We start from the raw sequence: 15,738 nt of genomic DNA on the forward strand, positions 1-15,738 counted from the left end.
CGATCTCGAACCGCGGCGACGAAGCACCGATCCGGGCGCTGCCCGCCCGCGAGAAGGGACTACTCGGCCACGGAGCTGCGATCGACCGTGCCGTAAGTGGCTTGTGTTGCAGCTGCGCTGTGGAGACGAGCGATGGCATTCGCCCGCAGCGGGCCGATCACGCAGACCTCGATCGGCGGGGTCGCGTCCTGGTATGTGAGGGTGTCGCCTTCCACGACACGACGCAGGCCGAGATCACGCAGTCAGCGGCCCGTGCGTGGCGGCCACGACGATGTCGCCGGCGTGGTCATGACCGTGTGTCCGTCGTCGAGCCGCTCCGGTCGTCGGCCGCAGGCGCGGGCGCCAGCTGGTTGACCAACCAGTCGCGGGCGAGTTCGGCGACTTTCTCCAATGCGCCCGGCTCGGCGAACAGGTGGGTGGCGCCGGGCACCACCGTCAGTGCGGTCTCGCACGACATCTCCTGCGCCGCGAGACGGTTCAGCTCCAGCACGACATGGTCGTGCCCGCCCACGATCAGCAAAGTCGGCGCGCACACCGCCGCAAGGGCCGTACCTGCCAGATCCGGCCGGCCGCCACGTGACACCACTGCGGCGATGTCCACGCCGGGGTCGGCCGCCGCCCGAAGCGCCGCGGCGGCACCCGTGCTGGCCCCGAAGTACCCGATCCGCAGGCCGCTGACGTCGTCTTGACGAGTCAGCCAGCCGGTCGCGTCGACCAGTCGCCGCGACAGCAGCTCGATATCGAAGACCAGTGCCCGGTGGATCTCCTCTTCCGGAGTGAGCAGGTCGAAAAGCAGGGTGCCCAACCCGGCTCGGTTCAGCACCGCGGCCACATAGCGATTGCGCGGGCTGTGGCGGCTGCTGCCGCTGCCGTGTGCGAACACCACCATCCCGATCGGGTTCTCCGGAACGGTGAGATGCCCGGCCAGTTCGACCTCCCCGACCCGGACTCGCACCTCGTCGTCGCGCAGCGGTGGATCAACCGCGGGATCCGCCTGGGGCTCCCGCACATCTCCGGCGGCCCGGCGCAGCAACTCGGTGACCTCTGCATCGGAGACCTGGCCGAACCGCCGATACCAGCAGCCGACAGCGCCGAACCACGTCGGTAGCTCCAGGCAGACCACCTCGTCGGCTTCGTCTTTCAGCATCGCCAGCGTGTCCCGGGGCGCCACCGGAACGGCAAGTACGACGCGCTGTGCGCCGTGTGCCCACGCGACCTGGCAGGCCGCACGGGCGGTCGCGCCGGTGGCGATGCCGTCGTCGACGACGACGACGGTGCGGCCCGACAGCGGGATACGCGGATGTGCGCGCCGCAGCCGCTCGGCCCGCCGCGAGAGTTCCTCGCGTTCGCGGCGCTCCACAGTCCCCATATCCGCACTGGTGAGTTGCGTGTACGCGACCACGACGTTGTTGATCACCTGGACGTCGTCCTCGCCGATCGCGCCGAAAGCCAGCTCCGTCTGATATGGGACACCGAGTTTGCGCACCACGATCACATCCAATGGCGCTTCCAGCGCCCGCGCGACCTCGTACGCGACCGGAACACCGCCGCGCGGTAGGCCGACCACGACAACATCCTCGTCCCGGAGATATTCCAGCCGCCCCGCCAGTCGGCGTCCGGCGTCGCGGCGATCGTCGAATAGCATCGCAGGCCTCCTCACAGATCTCCTCCAGCGTGGACATCGACGGAGCGCGGCGACAGGTCCGATCGTCGCCGAGTGGAGAGCCGTTGGTCCCGGATGCCTGCACTGTATCGCCGTCGTCGACGCGCACTCGGCCTGCGACCAGCAGTTCGTTCAGGCACATGCTGTGCCGTGCTCAGTAGGGCCCGACTGGGCCGGACGATCGACACCGACAGCGGATGATCAACGCCCGTGCCGCGAGTGAGCAGTTGCGCGCTGGCCGAGGCACACGGCGAAACAGCGTAATCCGGACCGTCGGCGATTCCAGGCCGGCCAGAGCCAGCGGAGAGGACGAAAGGCCTCGTCATAAGGGTCTTCATGATCGGTTGCCTGCGGTCGGGATCGAGCAGGCTTAGTGGTATGGATACCGCCGAGCATGCCGCCGTTCGGGCACGCGCGATCGAGCGAAGGCTAGGCGGCATGGTATGCGATGTCCGCTGGTCGCCACGGGATTCGGCCTATATCGCGTTCGGCGCCGAGTTCCCGGAACTGACGTGCGCCGATGCCTGGTCATCGCGGGCGGCGATCAATGGTCTGGAAGACAAGATCCGCGCGGCACTCTCGGCGGAACCGAGCCGGACCGTGGAGGTCTGAGGAAGCAGAAGCGAAGTGGTACAACGTACAACGGCGAAGACGAAGACAGCAGGCTATGGACCCCGCGAATTCCACATGTCGCAATCGGACCTGTTCTCGTGGAACATGGAGCGTGATCCGATCCTGCGTTCGACCATCGTCTCGGTTCTGATTCTCGATACCGATCCGGACTGGGATCGCCTGGTGGAGACGATCGAACGCGGCACCCGCCTGGTGCCGAGGTTGCGGCATCGGTTGGTCACCGCGCCATTCGGTCTCGCCCCGCCCAGGTGGGCGCTCGATCCGGATTTCGACCTGTCCTGGCACCTGCGACGGGCCGCGCTGCCGGAACCGGCGACCATGTCCGCGGTACTCGAATTCGCGCGCACCGAGGCGATGACCGCTTTCGATCCGGCTCGTGCACTGTGGCGCTCGACGTTGCTCAGCGGTTTGTCGGGTGGGGGGTCCGCGCTGGTGATGACAGTCCACCACAGCCTCACCGATGGTATCGGCGGCATCCAGATCGCCACAGCGCTACTCGATTTCGACCGTGCGGGCACTGATCGTGGCCATCCGCCCCAGCCGCCGTACGACCATGACGGCGCGCTGCGCGATATCGTGGCATGGAACTGGTCTATCGGCTCGGATCTCCTGCGCGGCGGCATCCGGGCGGCGCCACAAACCGCGTGGCGAGCTGTCACTCATCCCGCGCGGGCGGTACGCGACAGCGCCGCGCTCGCGACCTCACTGGTCCGCCTGGCCATGCCCGTTACCGCAACGCTGTCGCCAGTGATGATCGAACGCAGTCTCGGTCGCCGACTGGCGGTGCTGGATGCACCCGTCGAGCAAATGCGCCGCGCCGCGCGGGCTGCGGGCTGCACAATGAACGATGCCTTTCTGACCGCGGTGGTCATCGGGCTGCGCAGGTATCACGATCGGCACGGGGCGAAGGTCGACCATCTGCGGCTGACCATGCCGATCAGTCTTCGGACGGCCGATGATCCACTCGGCGGCAACCGGATCACGCTCGCTCGTTTCGCATTGCCGGTCGGCATCGCCGAGACCCCAGAGTTGATGCGCGCTGTGGACGCCGCGGTCGGCGGTTGGCGCCGCGAGCCTGCCATACCGCTGTCCGGTGCTGTCGCGGCAGCGTTCAATCGGTTGCCGGTCGGAGTGGTCACCGAGATGCTCAAACATGTCGACTTCGTCGCCTCCAACGTCCCGGGTTCCCCGGTGCCCCTCTATATCGCCGGGGCGCGCATCGACCGTATGTACGCTTTCGGCCCTACCATCGGCACGGCCGTCAACGTGACATTGACCTCGCACGCCGGAACCTGCTACGTCGCGATCAACGCAGACACCGCCGCGATCCCGGACCTCGAGACCCTGACCGAATGCCTCGCCGCAGGCTTCGCCACCGTGCTCCGCCTCGGCGGCGAGTGCGCACAGCAAGCCGCCGCCGACGGCACAGCCGAAGCATCTCGATCGACACCGGTCTGATCGGTTCCCGAGCGATCAGAACACCCCCGCTTCTTGCGATCGTCCGACCAGGCATCGTCACATGCTCTTGGTCATCGCGGCCGATGACGTTCGGCACCTCACAGCCGCGTCGGTCGGGCGAGATGCTGTGTTCGACACACCGACTCGAACATCGCGACCTAAGGGGCAGCGGAATGAGCACCCGACATGATGCGGATCGACACCAGCTTGCCTCGGCCGCGGTGGTAGTGGGGACCGATGGGTCCGCGACCGCCGATGCCGCCGTCCGATGGGCGGCTGAAACGGCGGCTCGGAAGGGACGGCACTTGCTGATCGTGCACGGCCTCGACCTCGCGGTCACTCGCACGGTCCTCGGGAGCCACCTCCCCATGATGTCCTCGGTCATCGAGGCGATGCACGGCCACGGCGATCACATCCTCGCCGAGGCCCGTGCCCTTGCGTGCGACATCGCTCCCGATCGCACCGTAGCCACCGAACTCTCCGAAGCGAACCCGGCGAAGTCGCTGATCGCGCTCTCGGAAAGTGCGCACCTCGTTGTCATCGGCGCGACCAGAGGCGACGGCATGCTCGCGCACCTCGGATCGACATTGCTCGCGGTGGCCGGGCACGGCCACGGCACAACCGTGGTCGTGCCGGGCACCGGAGAACCGAATCATCGCAGCGGTCCGGTCGTAGTGGGCGCGGACGGCAGCCCGGTCGGTGAAGCCGCCCTCGGCGCGGCATTCGCCGAGGCATCCGAGCGCAATGCCGAACTCGTCACCATGCACGCCTGGAGCGACCTGACTTTCGGCGCGTACGCCGGAAATTCATATCTCGAAATCCCTATCGTCGACCTCGAGATCGCCGAACACGCACTGCTGGCCGAGCGTCTCGCGGGTTGGCAGGAGAAATACCCTGACGTCACCGTGACCCGTAAGGTCTCCGTTACCGGGCCGCGCGAGCAGTTAGCGAACTGGTCGAAGTCCGCGCAGCTGCTCGTGGTCGGCAGCCGCGGCCGCGGCGGATTCCGCGGTCTACTCCTCGGCTCGACCAGCAGCTGGCTCGTGCAGCATGCGGACTGTCCGGTCATGGTCGTGCACCCGAACTAGTTCGCACTCCCACAGCGGCGAAACAAACCGCCGCCGTCGCCATCGCGCTGATCATGGTGATCATGCCCCGTGCCCGGGGCCGTCGTATCGCAGGCCCGATGCCGAGTGATGCGCCCCGGTGGTGACTGGCCCCAGGAGGCCCGGAAGTCCGATGGCACACCGTCATCTGGCAACCGCGCGCCGTGATCCGGCATGCACGCTCCCCGAGGGCTCCAGGACCACGGCAGCCGACCGCCGCAGACAAGAACGGTTGATGGGTTGGCAACATGCGCACTAACCTGTATCGCCGAATTGCCCACGGGCCGACAGGTCCTCGCGATCCTGCTCGCCCATCCCGGCGTGCCGCAGGTCGTGATTCGCATCGGCACAGCGCCCGACAAGGAAGCCGAGGCCCCGCCGGCCCTCGTCGATATCCTCACCAGCCGCCGGTGACCCCGAGCCGTCTTCACGATGCGAGCCAACGACTACGAGAGGACACCGCGGGATGCGGCGCTCGCGGCCGACCCGTCGTCGCGGTCTGATCAGGCACGGGCGCGGTCGCGAGCCAGAGCGCGGTCGCGCTGTTCCTCGAAGCGCGGGATCTTCACCTTCTCCATATCCTCTAGGAACGCGGCGAGCCGCTCTCGGATCTGTTCGCCGCGTGCACTGAAGTCGGTGCGGCCGAACAGATTCCACTGCCGCAATACCGGCTGCAGCACCTCTTCGAGGTGCTGACGCAGGTCGTAGACACCGTGTTTGGCCATGAGTACACCGTTGCGGCGGAAGTGCGGCATCCCGGCGCCGGGCATCCGGAAATTCTGCACGATGTTGGCGACAGCCTCGATCGCCTGATCCGGCACCAGATCCAGCGCCCCGCCGCACATAGTGCGATAAAAGATCATGTGCAGGTTCTCGTCGGCGGCGATGCGTTGCAACATCTTGTCGGCAATCGGATCATTGCACACCCGGCCGGTATTGCGGTGGGTGACCCGGGTGGCCAACTCCTGAAAGCTCACGTAGGCAACCGAATGCAGGAAGCCCGCGCCGCTGTCGACCTCGGCCTCGCTGACTCCCGAGGAGAAGCCATTGGTCATATGCACCATCCTGGCCTCTTCCAACGCGACCGGGTCGACACCGCGGGTCACCACCAGATAATCGCGAATTACGGTGCTGTGCCGCATTTCTTCAGCGGTCCACCGCCCCACCCAGGTGCCCCAAGCACCGTCGCGGGAGAAGTTCTCGGCGATCTCGCGGTGGTAGGAGGGCAGATTATCCTCGGTCAGGAGGTTCGTGACCATCGCCGCCTTGGCGACCTCGCTGAGCCCGGATTGTTCGGCCTCCCAGTCGATTCCGCCGAGGGCGGCGAAGTTGCGGCCTTCGTCCCATGGTATGTAGTCGTGCGGATGCCAATCCTTGGTCATCGATAAGTGCCGATGCACGCAGTCCCCAGCCATCGGCTCCAGCTCGGTGAGTATTTCGCGTTGGGTCAGGTCACGCGTCAAAGGTGGTACCTACCTTTCCTTCTCGTTGAGTCCAAGGCCGTCTGTCGGCTCCCATGCCACCACCGAGTTCCGGCGGCCCCCAGGGCCGAAGGTCCCGCAGAGTTCGGGACCGAATGCCCTTATCTCGAGGCCGCGAAATGGACCACACTCCCGCGATGTCGCGGCGGTCCAAGACCGGCAGGGCGGCCACCAGCGCCACCGCACCCGCCAGCACCAGCCAGCCGTATGCGGCGGGCAGCCCGGCACCGAGTGGGCCGCCCTCGATCACCTGAACGGCGGTGCCAGTCTCCACGGCCGGACGGCCTCGACCAGTTTGCTCGCGACGTAGCGCACATACGCGCCGACCGCGAGCACCGACGTGACGGCAGGTGCCGCAGTCCGCCTCCGCCGAGAGGCATCCCCGCACCTCAGGTTTCGCCGATCGTGCCGGTCAGCCGGAGGAGTGCTGATCGTTAGTGAGCGGGAGATCAGGGTGATCTCGCCGGTGTCGCGTCGGCGGATGAGCTCCTCGCGGGTGATGGCATCGTCGGGAGTCCGAGGACCTCGGAGGCGGCGCGAGCGACGTCGGCCAGGTGCGTCTCGGCGACGATTTGCACCTGGGGCGAACAGATGGGCGGCGTCGGTCCCTGCGACGCGGTAGTACGGTATGACCGCCCTGCGATCACATTTCCGATCGGGGTGGTAGCGAGCGCGGCCGATGGCCCAACGGCGGCGGATATGCGAGAGTGAATCCAGGACGACAGCAGTGCCGCAAGACCATCGCGGACAGGGGCTTTGGGCCCTGGGCAGTCGAGGAGCGCGTCATGCGGGGTTACGGCAACTATCTGCGCTCGCTGTATCGCACCGGTCGGCCGAATTGGTTCGCTCGACTACAGAATCGTTGGTCGGCATGGGTCTTCGCGGCAGGGATCGCACCGCGGCGGGTCGCCGCCCTCGGTGTCCGCGGGCGCCACAGCGGGCGGCTGATCTGGTTTCCGGTGGTGCTGACAGATCTCGACGGCGCCCGCTATGTGGTGTCGATGCTGGGGCGGAACGTGAACTGGGTCCGTAACTTGGCCGCCGCCGACGGCCGGGCCGAGTTGCGGCACGGTGCACGCGAGCGCGTGCACCTCGTGGCGGTCGAACCGGAACAGCGGGCGCCGATCCTGCGGCGGTACGTGCGCATCGCACCCGGAGCCCGCCCACACATCCCGGTATCGCGGCACGCCGCGGCGGCGGACTTCGAGCGGATAGCCGCGAAGTACCCGGTGTTCCGCATCGAATCCGAGCCGGTACCCGGCTGACCGAGTGGGCGGCGGTCACACCTTGTCGACCGCGTCCTCGTCGTCTTGCTCATCGAACGGTCCCGTGTTGATACCGAACAGCAGGTTGCGAGCGATGGCAGATCGAAATCACCTACACCGAACTCGTATCGACCATCCGCAATGGCCACGGGCTACGCGCCCGCACCCAGGACGGGATCAACCAAGAGGTCTACGCCCTTCTAGCTCGAGTCTTAACCTTGCGGGTGCCGGGCGCAGCACCCGGTTGATCTTGAACGAAGGCCCTTGGCCGATGATTCTTCTTGCGACAGAACGAATCTCACAACTTGGGGCTTCAATTGATCAGTGTAAACGACAGCTGGCTGCGTCCAGGGGCCCGTACCTGCCCGCAGCGGATCCTGTGCCACACCCATGGCCGCGGTAGGGACCAGCCATCTGATGATTCCCGGCTGGCCGTATTCGCTGATCTGTGCGTTTGAATCGGGCCATAGTTCCTGGACCGCGCAGCAGATGCGAAGGGTCGTGGAGAACCTGATCGCCGCCGGGCACGGGCAGCCCGGTGATCCCAACATCTGGGTGCTCATCGACGCCGGATACGACGCACCCCAGCTAGCGTTCCTGCGAGTCTCCGGTCGCAGAGGCAATCGATATCGGCGCCGGTGACGCTGTGCTCGATCGGGATTCCGACCTGCTGACACAGCGATCGCGCCACTGCCGCGGAGTCGCCGGTGAAGCACCTTCAGTGCGACACCCTCGCTGCGGAACCCGGCCGCCGCGGCGGTGGTTCTCGACCTTGCCTACGCTGGCGTCGACATCCGACGATGGCGGATCCCCGCGACCGGTCTACAAGTTGCTAAGATTAGAAAACAATCTCGGGGCCGTGTACATGCGGGGAGTGGAGGACGTCATGGCGGATTCGCGTCAGCCGCTCTATCGGATGAAAGCCGACTTCTTCAAAACGCTCGGTCATCCCGCGCGGATCCGGGTGCTCGAGTTGCTCAGCGAACGCGATTACGCGGTCTCGGAGATGTTGCCCGAGGTCGGTATCGAGCCGGCCAATCTGTCGCAGCAGTTGTCGATCCTGCGCCGCACCGGCCTGGTCACCGCCCGTCGTGAGGGGCTGTCGGTGTCCTACGCTCTGACCTCGCCGCGCGTCGCGGAGCTTCTGACAGTGGCCCGGGCGATTCTCACCGGGGTCGTCGCCGGGCAAGCCGAGCTGCTCGAAGAGCTGCCCGAACCCGCGCTGATCACCGAGTCCACCGGCTGACCCCACCATCCACAGCGAGGCAAGCAGGGCTTCGCAGGATTTCTGAAGTGCGTACCTTGCACAGAATGGGTCTGCGCCTACGGTGACCACCGATTCCGCCGCCGAAGAGGCCACGCCACGTCGGAAACCCGCGACAAGCTGCCGAAGTTCTGGTGCTGGCCGCGGTGCGATGGTGCACGAGTACCAAGCGCGGCCGCGGCGTCGCGTCCAGGGTCCGTTGCAGTGGTTCAGCCATATTCCGGGTGACGACCCCGGTCACCAGCAACGCATCGGCGTGACGAGGGGACGCCACCAGTCGCGCACCGTAGCGTTCCGCGTCGTACACCGGCCCGAACGCACCCGAGATCTCCACCTCGCAGCCGTTGCACGAGTCGGCGTCGACGTGCCGGATCCGCAGTGAACCCCGCACGGCGGCAGGAACATCGGCGGCTGCTGGCGCTGCCGGTGCCGGTTCGGCCACCCGACCGACCCGCAGGATCTTGCGCACTCAACCATCGCGAGCTCTGCCGGCTGCCGGGTCGATCTACCTCGCCCACAGTTAGACGTCGACCAGACTACGAGCCAGCAATCTCTTTGATTGCGAAAACATGCAACCGCACATATTGTGTCGCTTCGAGCTGAGTCGTGATCCGCCGCCCGTGCGGCCGCAAGTCGGTGTACGGATTCAGCCTGGAATGTGGGTAAGCCGCTGAGCTCGAGGCGTGTTGGTGGGTGTGGGGGTCTGGGCCGCCGGTGGCCGGTGTGCGATGGGTGCCCGGCACAGCGGAACGTAGCGGCGCGCGTGGTCTATCGCCTCACAGGTATTGGCGAACAGGCTGTCGCGACCGTCGGCCGGTAGCGCGCCGAGGGCGGCTAGGCGTCGTTGATGGTCGGTGCGTAGTCCGGACAGCAGCACTGTGATGTGACGGTGTTCGAGCTTGCCGATGGCGTCTTTGAGCACCAGCGCGCCGGTGGTGTCCAGGGCGGTGATCTTGGACATGCGCAGGATGACGACCTTGACGTCGGCGACCTCGGCCAGTTCCAGCAGGAACCGGTGCGCGGCAGCGAAGAATAGCGGTCCGTCGATGCGGTAGGCGACGATGTGGTCGCGCAGGAGATCGTGTTCCTCAGCGAGGTGGTCGGTTTCGTCGAGGGATACCTGTTCGAGCCGGGCCTCGCGTGCCACCGAGCGCAGCGCGAGGACGACGGCGAACCCGACGCCGACCGCGACGGCGGTGACCAGGTCGAGCGCGACGGTGACGCCGAAGGTGACGACCATGATGATCGCGTCACCGCGCGAGGCGCGGGCAATCGCGATCAGCGCAGTGGTTTCCACCATCCGCACCGTAGTCGCCAGCAGCACGCCCGCGAGGGCAGCCAGAGGGATGTCGGCGACGAGCGGCGCGGCCAGGTAGATGATGGCGGCCAGAATCACCGCGTGGGTGAGCGCGGCCAGGCGGGTGCGTGCGCCGGAGCGGACGTTGACCGCGGTGCGGGCGATCGCGCCGGTGGCGGGTACACCACCGAACAGCGGTGCTGCGATGTTGGCCAGGCCTTGGCCGAACAGTTCCCGGTCCGGGTCGTGCCGGGTGCCCACAGCCATCGAATCCGCCGCAGTCGCCGACAACAGTGATTCGAGTGCGGCCAACGCCGCAACCGCCAGCGCGGGTCCGATCAGCGACCCAAGCTCGTCTAGTTGCAGGAAACTCAGCGACGGTGCGGGCAACCCGGACGGAATAGTGCCGATCCGTGTGAGGCCCATCCCGAACAACTGCGCAGCCACGGTGGCGGCGACGACCGCGACCAAAGCGAAGGGCAGCTTCGGCAGGTAGCGTCCGCCAATCAAGACGGTCGCGGCCACCACCAGTGCGGTAACCGGTGTCGCTGCGCTCGGCTCCTCGGCGAAGCGGCGCACGGCGTCGAGAGCGGACTGCCATACTTTCTCGCCCTCGGCGTGAGCGATGCCCAGCGCGGACGGGAACTGTTGCAGCGCGATCACGACCGCGATCCCCGCGGTGAACCCCTCGATCACCGGGGCAGGCATGTACCGCACCGCGCGCCCGACACCCGTGACCGCCAGCACGACCAGCACGAGTCCTGCCATCAATCCGACCGCAAGGACCCCGGTTGCGCCGTGCGCGGCCACGATCGGCACGAGCACCACGGTCATCGCGCCCGTCGGACCTGACACCTGGAACCGCGAACCGCCGAAAACCGCCGCCAGCACACCGGCGATGACCGCGGTGGCCAGACCGGCCGCCGCGCCGAGCCCGGAGCTGATCCCGAATCCCAGCGCCAGCGGCAGCGCGACCAAAGCGACGATGAGTCCGGCCATCAGGTCCGCACCCGGAGCGCGCGCGGCGGGTTTCCATTCCGACCAGGTCGGCAGCAGCGTTCGCACCGTCATCGAGCACCGAGCAGGCGCAGCTTCAGTGCGGCCAGCTGGTCGCGCAGCTCTTCGGGCAACCGGTTGCCGCCGATGGTGGCGTACCACTCATCGATCGAACGGGTTTCGGCTACCCATTCCTCGTTGTCGACTTCCAGCGCCGTGCCGACCAGTGACCGGTACCGCTCATCGAGACCGGTGAAATCGAGTGCGTTCAGGGTCGGTACATGTCCGATCGGCGTCCACCTGGCGGGGGCAGTGCCGTCCAAGCGTTCCAGCGCCCACTTCAGAACCCGGATGTTGTCGCCGAATCCCGGCCACAGGAATTTTCCGTCCGCGCTGCGCCGGAACCAGTTGACTTGGAAGATCTTCGGTAGCTTCGCTGCATCAGCACCAGCGCCGAGCGACAGCCAGTGTGCGAAATAGTCCCCGACGTGATAGCCGAGGAACGGTAGCATCGCCATCGGGTCGCGCCGCACCACGCCGACCTTGCCGGCTGCCGCGGCGGTGGTCTCCGAGGACAGCGTGGAGGCCACGAATACCCCATGGGCCCAGTCGAAGGATTCGGCGATCAAGGGGATGGTGCTGGCGCGGCGCCCGCCGAAGAAGATCGCTGAGATGGGCACCCCGGTGGGGTCGTTCCATTCCGGTGCGACCGATGGGCACTGCTCGATGGGGGTGCAGTATCGCGAATTCGGGTGTGCGGCGGGCGTTGCGGATTCCGGTGTCCAGTCCCGGTGATGCCAGTCGGTCAGGTGCGCTGGCGGGGTGTCGGTCAGGCCCTCCCACCACACGTCGCCGTTGTCGGTGAGCGCGGTGTTGGTGAAGATCGAATTGCCGCGATCGATGGTCGCGATCGCGTTCGGATTGGTCTTGGCACCAGTCCCCGGGGCGACGCCGAAGAAACCGGCCTCCGGGTTCACCGCGTAGAGGCGGCCGTCGACGCCGAAACGCATCCAGGCGATGTCGTCACCGACTGTTTCGGCCTTCCATCCGGCCAGCGCCGGTTCGAGCATCGCGAGGTTGGTCTTGCCGCACGAGGATGGGAACGCGGCGGCAATGTAGTGCACCTTCTGCTGCGGGGAGGTGAGTTTGAGGATGAGCATGTGCTCGGCAAGCCAGCCTTCGTCGCGGCCCAGTACCGAGGCGATCCGCAGCGCGAAGCACTTCTTGCCCAGCAGCGCGTTGCCGCCGTAGCCGGAGCCGTAGCTCCAGATGGTGCGCGACTCCGGGAAATGCGCAATGTATTTTGTGTTGTCGCACGGCCACGGCACGTCTGCCTCACCTGCGGCCAGGGGCGCACCCACCGAGTGCAGGCACTGCACGAATTCGTCACCGGCGGTGAGCTTCTCCCAGACCGGGGCGCCCGATCGCGTCATGATCTGCATCGAGACCGCCACGTACTCCGAATCGGTGATCTGCACACCGAATTTCGGCTCCGCCGCATCCAATGGGCCCATGCAGAACGCGATGACGTACATGGTCCGCCCGGACATCGCGCCGCGAAAGTGTTCGGTCATCACTGTGCGCATGTCGAGCGGGTCGACCCAGTTGTTCGTCGGCCCCGCGTCCAACGCCGACTCCGAACAGATGAAGGTCCGGTCCTCCACTCTGGCCACATCGTCGGGATCCGACACACACCAGAACGAATTCGGCTTTTCCGCCAACCGGACGAACGTGCCTCTATCCACCAGCTCCGCGGTAAGCCGGTCCCATTCCTGCCGGGATCCGTCGCACCAGACGATCCGATCCGGCGCCGTCAGTTCGGCGACTTCGCGGACCCAGGCGGCGATACCCGGGTGATCGGTCGGGCGCTTCGGGGTCAGGGTGGACGCGGAGCGTTCGGTCACGGGTGCTCTCCTTCGAACTAACTAGGTACTTAGTTTAGAAATTATGCAATCAGTTGGCCATGGGTGGAGCAGGTGATCATGCCCACTGCCTCACGCGCGCCCGCCACCCGGCCCCCAGAGTCCGGTATCGATGGCGCTCTCCAGCAGTTCGGCCTGCACTGCCACCACACCGGCCAGGATTGCGCGAGCGGCGACCAGGAGGTCCACGATCTGCGGCGAGGTCGGGGCATAGGTCGCCGACAACCCCTCGCAGCGTGCGGTAAACAGACCGGCCCGCCGCAAAATCGACAGTTGCTGGGACAGGTTCGCCGGCTCCACCCCCACATCCGCCAGGATCTCCGACACCGCATGCTCACGTTCACTGAGCAACTCCAGTACCCGGATCCGAACTGGGTGCCCGAGGGCCTTGAAGAAGTCCGCCTTCATCTGATGCAGGGGTGTACTCGATCCCGGCACTCGCGAACTTTCCTCCCACCACATACGACACCAGCGCCCGTAGTCGATATATTGATTGCGCAGTTTAGCAAGCAGGGAGAACACAGTTGATCATCGCATTACATACCAACCCAGCCCAGCAACCGGATCAGTCCACACTGCCCCCACGCGGCTGCCCCACCGCGCACGCAGCCGGGGCGATGCACCGATGACCGAACATGCAACTCCGACCCCCGCCCAGCGGATCGGCTACATCTGCGGGCGCACACTGCCCGCGGAGATGGCGCAGTGGGTTGGCAACGACCTGACAGGACCTGGCGCCACCCGCCGGTATCTGATGCGGATCCTGATCCCGATCACTCCGGTACTGATGTTGTTCCTGCTGGTACCGGGACCGATCTGGATGGGCCTGGCCATGATGGCCCTGTTGTATCTGCCGCTGATCTATTTCACCGTCGCGCTGAGCAACGTTTATCGGCGCAACCGGCTGATCAAACACGGACTCGACCCCGAACTCGCCGACGCCCGTGCCACAAGCCACGCCGAGGCCGAACGCCTCGCCTACGAACGCCGACATGGCCGCGCCTGATCCAGCAAACGACTCAGCGGTCGACGGCAGTGCAACCAGCCAGGCCAGACAACCTTCGACTAGATACTTGCTAACATTAGCAAGCATCTAGGGAGGTCGATGTGATGCGTGTGACCCCGATCGGCCGATTCCGCGGGCGGATCTTGCGGTGCCCGGACTGCGGCCTTCTGTGCAGAACATCGGCGCTGGCGGCGGGGACCGCGGCCTGCCCCCGATGTGGGGCGCAACCGCTGACAGTTCTCGGCACAGGCAAGTCGTACAGCGCCTCCAGAACAGAGTGAGGCGCTCGGCGTACCATGCTGCGAACATCCGAATTCGCCTGGACCGGGCTCGGTCCGCAGCGAACAGGATGCGCATCGGATCGATCCGTCGACGCCCGGGTGATGGCGTCGACTCACCCCGCACCACAACACCATTCGTCACACATCGCACGCTGTTCCACGGAAGAAGGACCATGCCCATCGCCACCCTCAACGGGACCCGTATCAACTACGACATCACTGGAACGGGTCCGCTGGTCGTGCTGGTGATGGGGACCGGCAGCCCGGGGAGAGTCTGGCGGACCTATCAAGTGCCTGCCCTGGTCAAGGCCGGATTCCGGGTCGCAACACCAGACAACCGCGGGATCGCACCGTCGGACGAATGCGCCGGGGGCTTCGACATCGACGATCTGGTCGCCGACACCGCCGCGCTGATCGAGCATCTCGGCGTCGGCCGCGCCAACGTGGTCGGCCACTCGATGGGCGCAAGAGTCGTCCAGGAGTTGGCTCTGGCCCGTCCTGACCTCGTCGACAAAGCCGTCATGCTCGGAGCCGCCGGACGACCGCATCCGTTGGCGCGCACCTTCAACGTCGGTGAACAAGCCCTGTACGACCAAGGAATTCAGTTGCCTGCGCAGTACGCGGCAGCCATCAAGGCAATGCTGAACCTGTCCCCGCACACCCTGAAAGATGAGACAAAAGCCCAGGAATGGCTCGACATCTTCGAGTTCACCACGGGCAAAACAACACCGGGGGTCCGCGCGCAGATCGGCATGGACCGCTCCCGCGACCGACTGCCCGACTACGCGCGAATTACCGCACCGAGTCTGGTCGTCGGATTCGCCGACGACCAGATGACGCCGACCTTGTTCGGCCGCGAGGTCGCCGCCGCCATCCCCCGCGCCCGCTACGTCGAAATCGAACGCTGCGGACACTACGGCTATCTGGAACGACCGGACGAAGTCAACCGCGTGATCATCGAATTCCTCACCGCCGCATAACAATCGGTAAACGTGAAAGGACAACTCCGTGACCGGCGAGGAGCACGACATCGACAACGACCTGTGGCTTGTGTACGGTCTGTCCTTCAAGAACGCCGTTGACGGCGAAATTCGACATATGCGTTCGGCAGATTCCATGTGTGCTCGCCGGTGAGCAGGATGATGTCCGCGGCCCGAGCGGATCGAGCACATCGCAGACGATCATCGTGCTCTGGCTGTATTGCCAGTAGACAGGCAGGCCCTGGGTGGTGCCTTTGACCTCAATTCGCGCGACCGTGAATGGATCGGCTTGGTAGCCCTCGGCGGTGTCGACCTCATCAATCCAGCAACCCCGAACACAGCCACTGCGGCGATCAATACGGCCTCGCTGAACATGCAAAGCCGCA

Annotated in this window: 16 protein-coding genes; 9 read left to right on the plus strand and 7 right to left on the minus strand. The window is 66.0% G+C overall.

Annotated elements, in window-relative coordinates; translation table 11 throughout:
• Positions 1 to 286: 286 nt before the first annotated feature.
• On the minus strand, positions 287 to 1,645 hold the full coding sequence (locus OHQ90_RS25530) for a phosphoribosyltransferase (protein ID WP_328401589.1): 1,359 nt from the start codon (positions 1,643 to 1,645) through the stop codon (positions 287 to 289).
• 396 nt (positions 1,646 to 2,041) lie between these two features.
• Between OHQ90_RS25530 and OHQ90_RS25535 the strand changes: the two genes are divergently transcribed.
• The 4 genes from OHQ90_RS25535 (at position 2,042) to OHQ90_RS25550 (ending at position 5,274) form a co-directional block, all read left to right on the plus strand.
• Complete coding sequence (locus tag OHQ90_RS25535; RefSeq protein ID WP_328401591.1) at positions 2,042 to 2,275, plus strand: hypothetical protein; 234 nt, start codon at positions 2,042 to 2,044, stop codon at positions 2,273 to 2,275.
• A 75-nt stretch (positions 2,276 to 2,350) separates the two neighbouring features.
• A complete protein-coding gene (locus OHQ90_RS25540) occupies positions 2,351 to 3,754 on the plus strand; it encodes a wax ester/triacylglycerol synthase domain-containing protein (RefSeq protein ID WP_328401593.1) in 1,404 nt (467 codons plus the stop codon).
• Between the two features lie 173 nt (positions 3,755 to 3,927).
• On the plus strand, positions 3,928 to 4,842 hold the full coding sequence (locus OHQ90_RS25545; RefSeq protein ID WP_328401595.1) for a universal stress protein: 915 nt from the start codon (positions 3,928 to 3,930) through the stop codon (positions 4,840 to 4,842).
• Positions 4,843 to 5,133: 291 nt separating this feature from the next.
• On the plus strand, positions 5,134 to 5,274 hold the full coding sequence (locus OHQ90_RS25550; RefSeq protein WP_328401597.1) for a hypothetical protein: 141 nt from the start codon (positions 5,134 to 5,136) through the stop codon (positions 5,272 to 5,274).
• Positions 5,275 to 5,363: 89 nt separating this feature from the next.
• Here OHQ90_RS25550 and OHQ90_RS25555 read toward each other — a convergent pair whose 3' ends face one another.
• On the minus strand, positions 5,364 to 6,323 hold the full coding sequence (locus OHQ90_RS25555) for an acyl-ACP desaturase (RefSeq protein WP_328401599.1): 960 nt from the start codon (positions 6,321 to 6,323) through the stop codon (positions 5,364 to 5,366).
• Between the two features lie 803 nt (positions 6,324 to 7,126).
• On the opposite strand from OHQ90_RS25555, the gene OHQ90_RS25565 reads away from it, so the two are divergent.
• From OHQ90_RS25565 to OHQ90_RS25575, 3 genes are all read left to right on the plus strand, one after another.
• Positions 7,127 to 7,606: a nitroreductase/quinone reductase family protein gene (locus OHQ90_RS25565; RefSeq protein ID WP_328401601.1), complete on the plus strand. Its 480-nt coding sequence runs from the start codon at positions 7,127 to 7,129 to the stop codon at positions 7,604 to 7,606.
• 390 nt (positions 7,607 to 7,996) lie between these two features.
• Complete coding sequence (locus tag OHQ90_RS25570) at positions 7,997 to 8,248, plus strand: hypothetical protein (RefSeq protein ID WP_328401603.1); 252 nt, start codon at positions 7,997 to 7,999, stop codon at positions 8,246 to 8,248.
• 244 nt (positions 8,249 to 8,492) lie between these two features.
• Entirely contained in the window at positions 8,493 to 8,852 is a 360-nt protein-coding gene (locus tag OHQ90_RS25575; protein WP_328401605.1) for an ArsR/SmtB family transcription factor, read from the plus strand.
• Here the strand turns inward: OHQ90_RS25575 and OHQ90_RS39540 are convergent.
• The 4 genes from OHQ90_RS39540 to OHQ90_RS25595 all read right to left on the minus strand — a co-directional run bounded on the left by OHQ90_RS39540 (position 8,833) and on the right by OHQ90_RS25595 (position 13,493).
• Positions 8,833 to 9,339, minus strand: coding sequence for an NADH-quinone oxidoreductase subunit B family protein (locus tag OHQ90_RS39540; RefSeq protein WP_442941175.1), 507 nt, complete (start codon positions 9,337 to 9,339; stop codon positions 8,833 to 8,835). The genes OHQ90_RS25575 and OHQ90_RS39540 overlap by 20 nt on opposite strands.
• A gap of 177 nt (positions 9,340 to 9,516) precedes the next feature.
• Entirely contained in the window at positions 9,517 to 11,238 is a 1,722-nt protein-coding gene (locus OHQ90_RS25585; protein WP_328401607.1) for a SulP family inorganic anion transporter, read from the minus strand.
• Complete coding sequence (locus OHQ90_RS25590; RefSeq protein WP_328401609.1) at positions 11,235 to 13,067, minus strand: phosphoenolpyruvate carboxykinase (GTP); 1,833 nt, start codon at positions 13,065 to 13,067, stop codon at positions 11,235 to 11,237. Before OHQ90_RS25590 ends, OHQ90_RS25585 begins: the two co-directional genes overlap by 4 nt.
• A gap of 90 nt (positions 13,068 to 13,157) precedes the next feature.
• Positions 13,158 to 13,493, minus strand: coding sequence for an ArsR/SmtB family transcription factor (locus OHQ90_RS25595; protein ID WP_328413094.1), 336 nt, complete (start codon positions 13,491 to 13,493; stop codon positions 13,158 to 13,160).
• Positions 13,494 to 13,710: 217 nt separating this feature from the next.
• Between OHQ90_RS25595 and OHQ90_RS25600 the strand changes: the two genes are divergently transcribed.
• Both OHQ90_RS25600 and OHQ90_RS25605 read left to right on the plus strand, forming a co-directional pair.
• Positions 13,711 to 14,091: a DUF5313 family protein gene (locus OHQ90_RS25600; RefSeq protein WP_328401611.1), complete on the plus strand. Its 381-nt coding sequence runs from the start codon at positions 13,711 to 13,713 to the stop codon at positions 14,089 to 14,091.
• Between the two features lie 454 nt (positions 14,092 to 14,545).
• A complete protein-coding gene (locus OHQ90_RS25605) occupies positions 14,546 to 15,352 on the plus strand; it encodes an alpha/beta fold hydrolase (protein WP_328401613.1) in 807 nt (268 codons plus the stop codon).
• On the opposite strand, the gene OHQ90_RS25610 is transcribed toward OHQ90_RS25605, so the two are convergent.
• Positions 15,339 to 15,731: a hypothetical protein gene (locus OHQ90_RS25610; protein WP_328401615.1), complete on the minus strand. Its 393-nt coding sequence runs from the start codon at positions 15,729 to 15,731 to the stop codon at positions 15,339 to 15,341. The genes OHQ90_RS25605 and OHQ90_RS25610 overlap by 14 nt on opposite strands.
• Positions 15,732 to 15,738 lie beyond the last annotated feature (7 nt).

This window comes from Nocardia sp. NBC_00403 (assembly GCF_036046055.1).
Taxonomy (GTDB): Bacteria; Actinomycetota; Actinomycetes; order Mycobacteriales; family Mycobacteriaceae; genus Nocardia.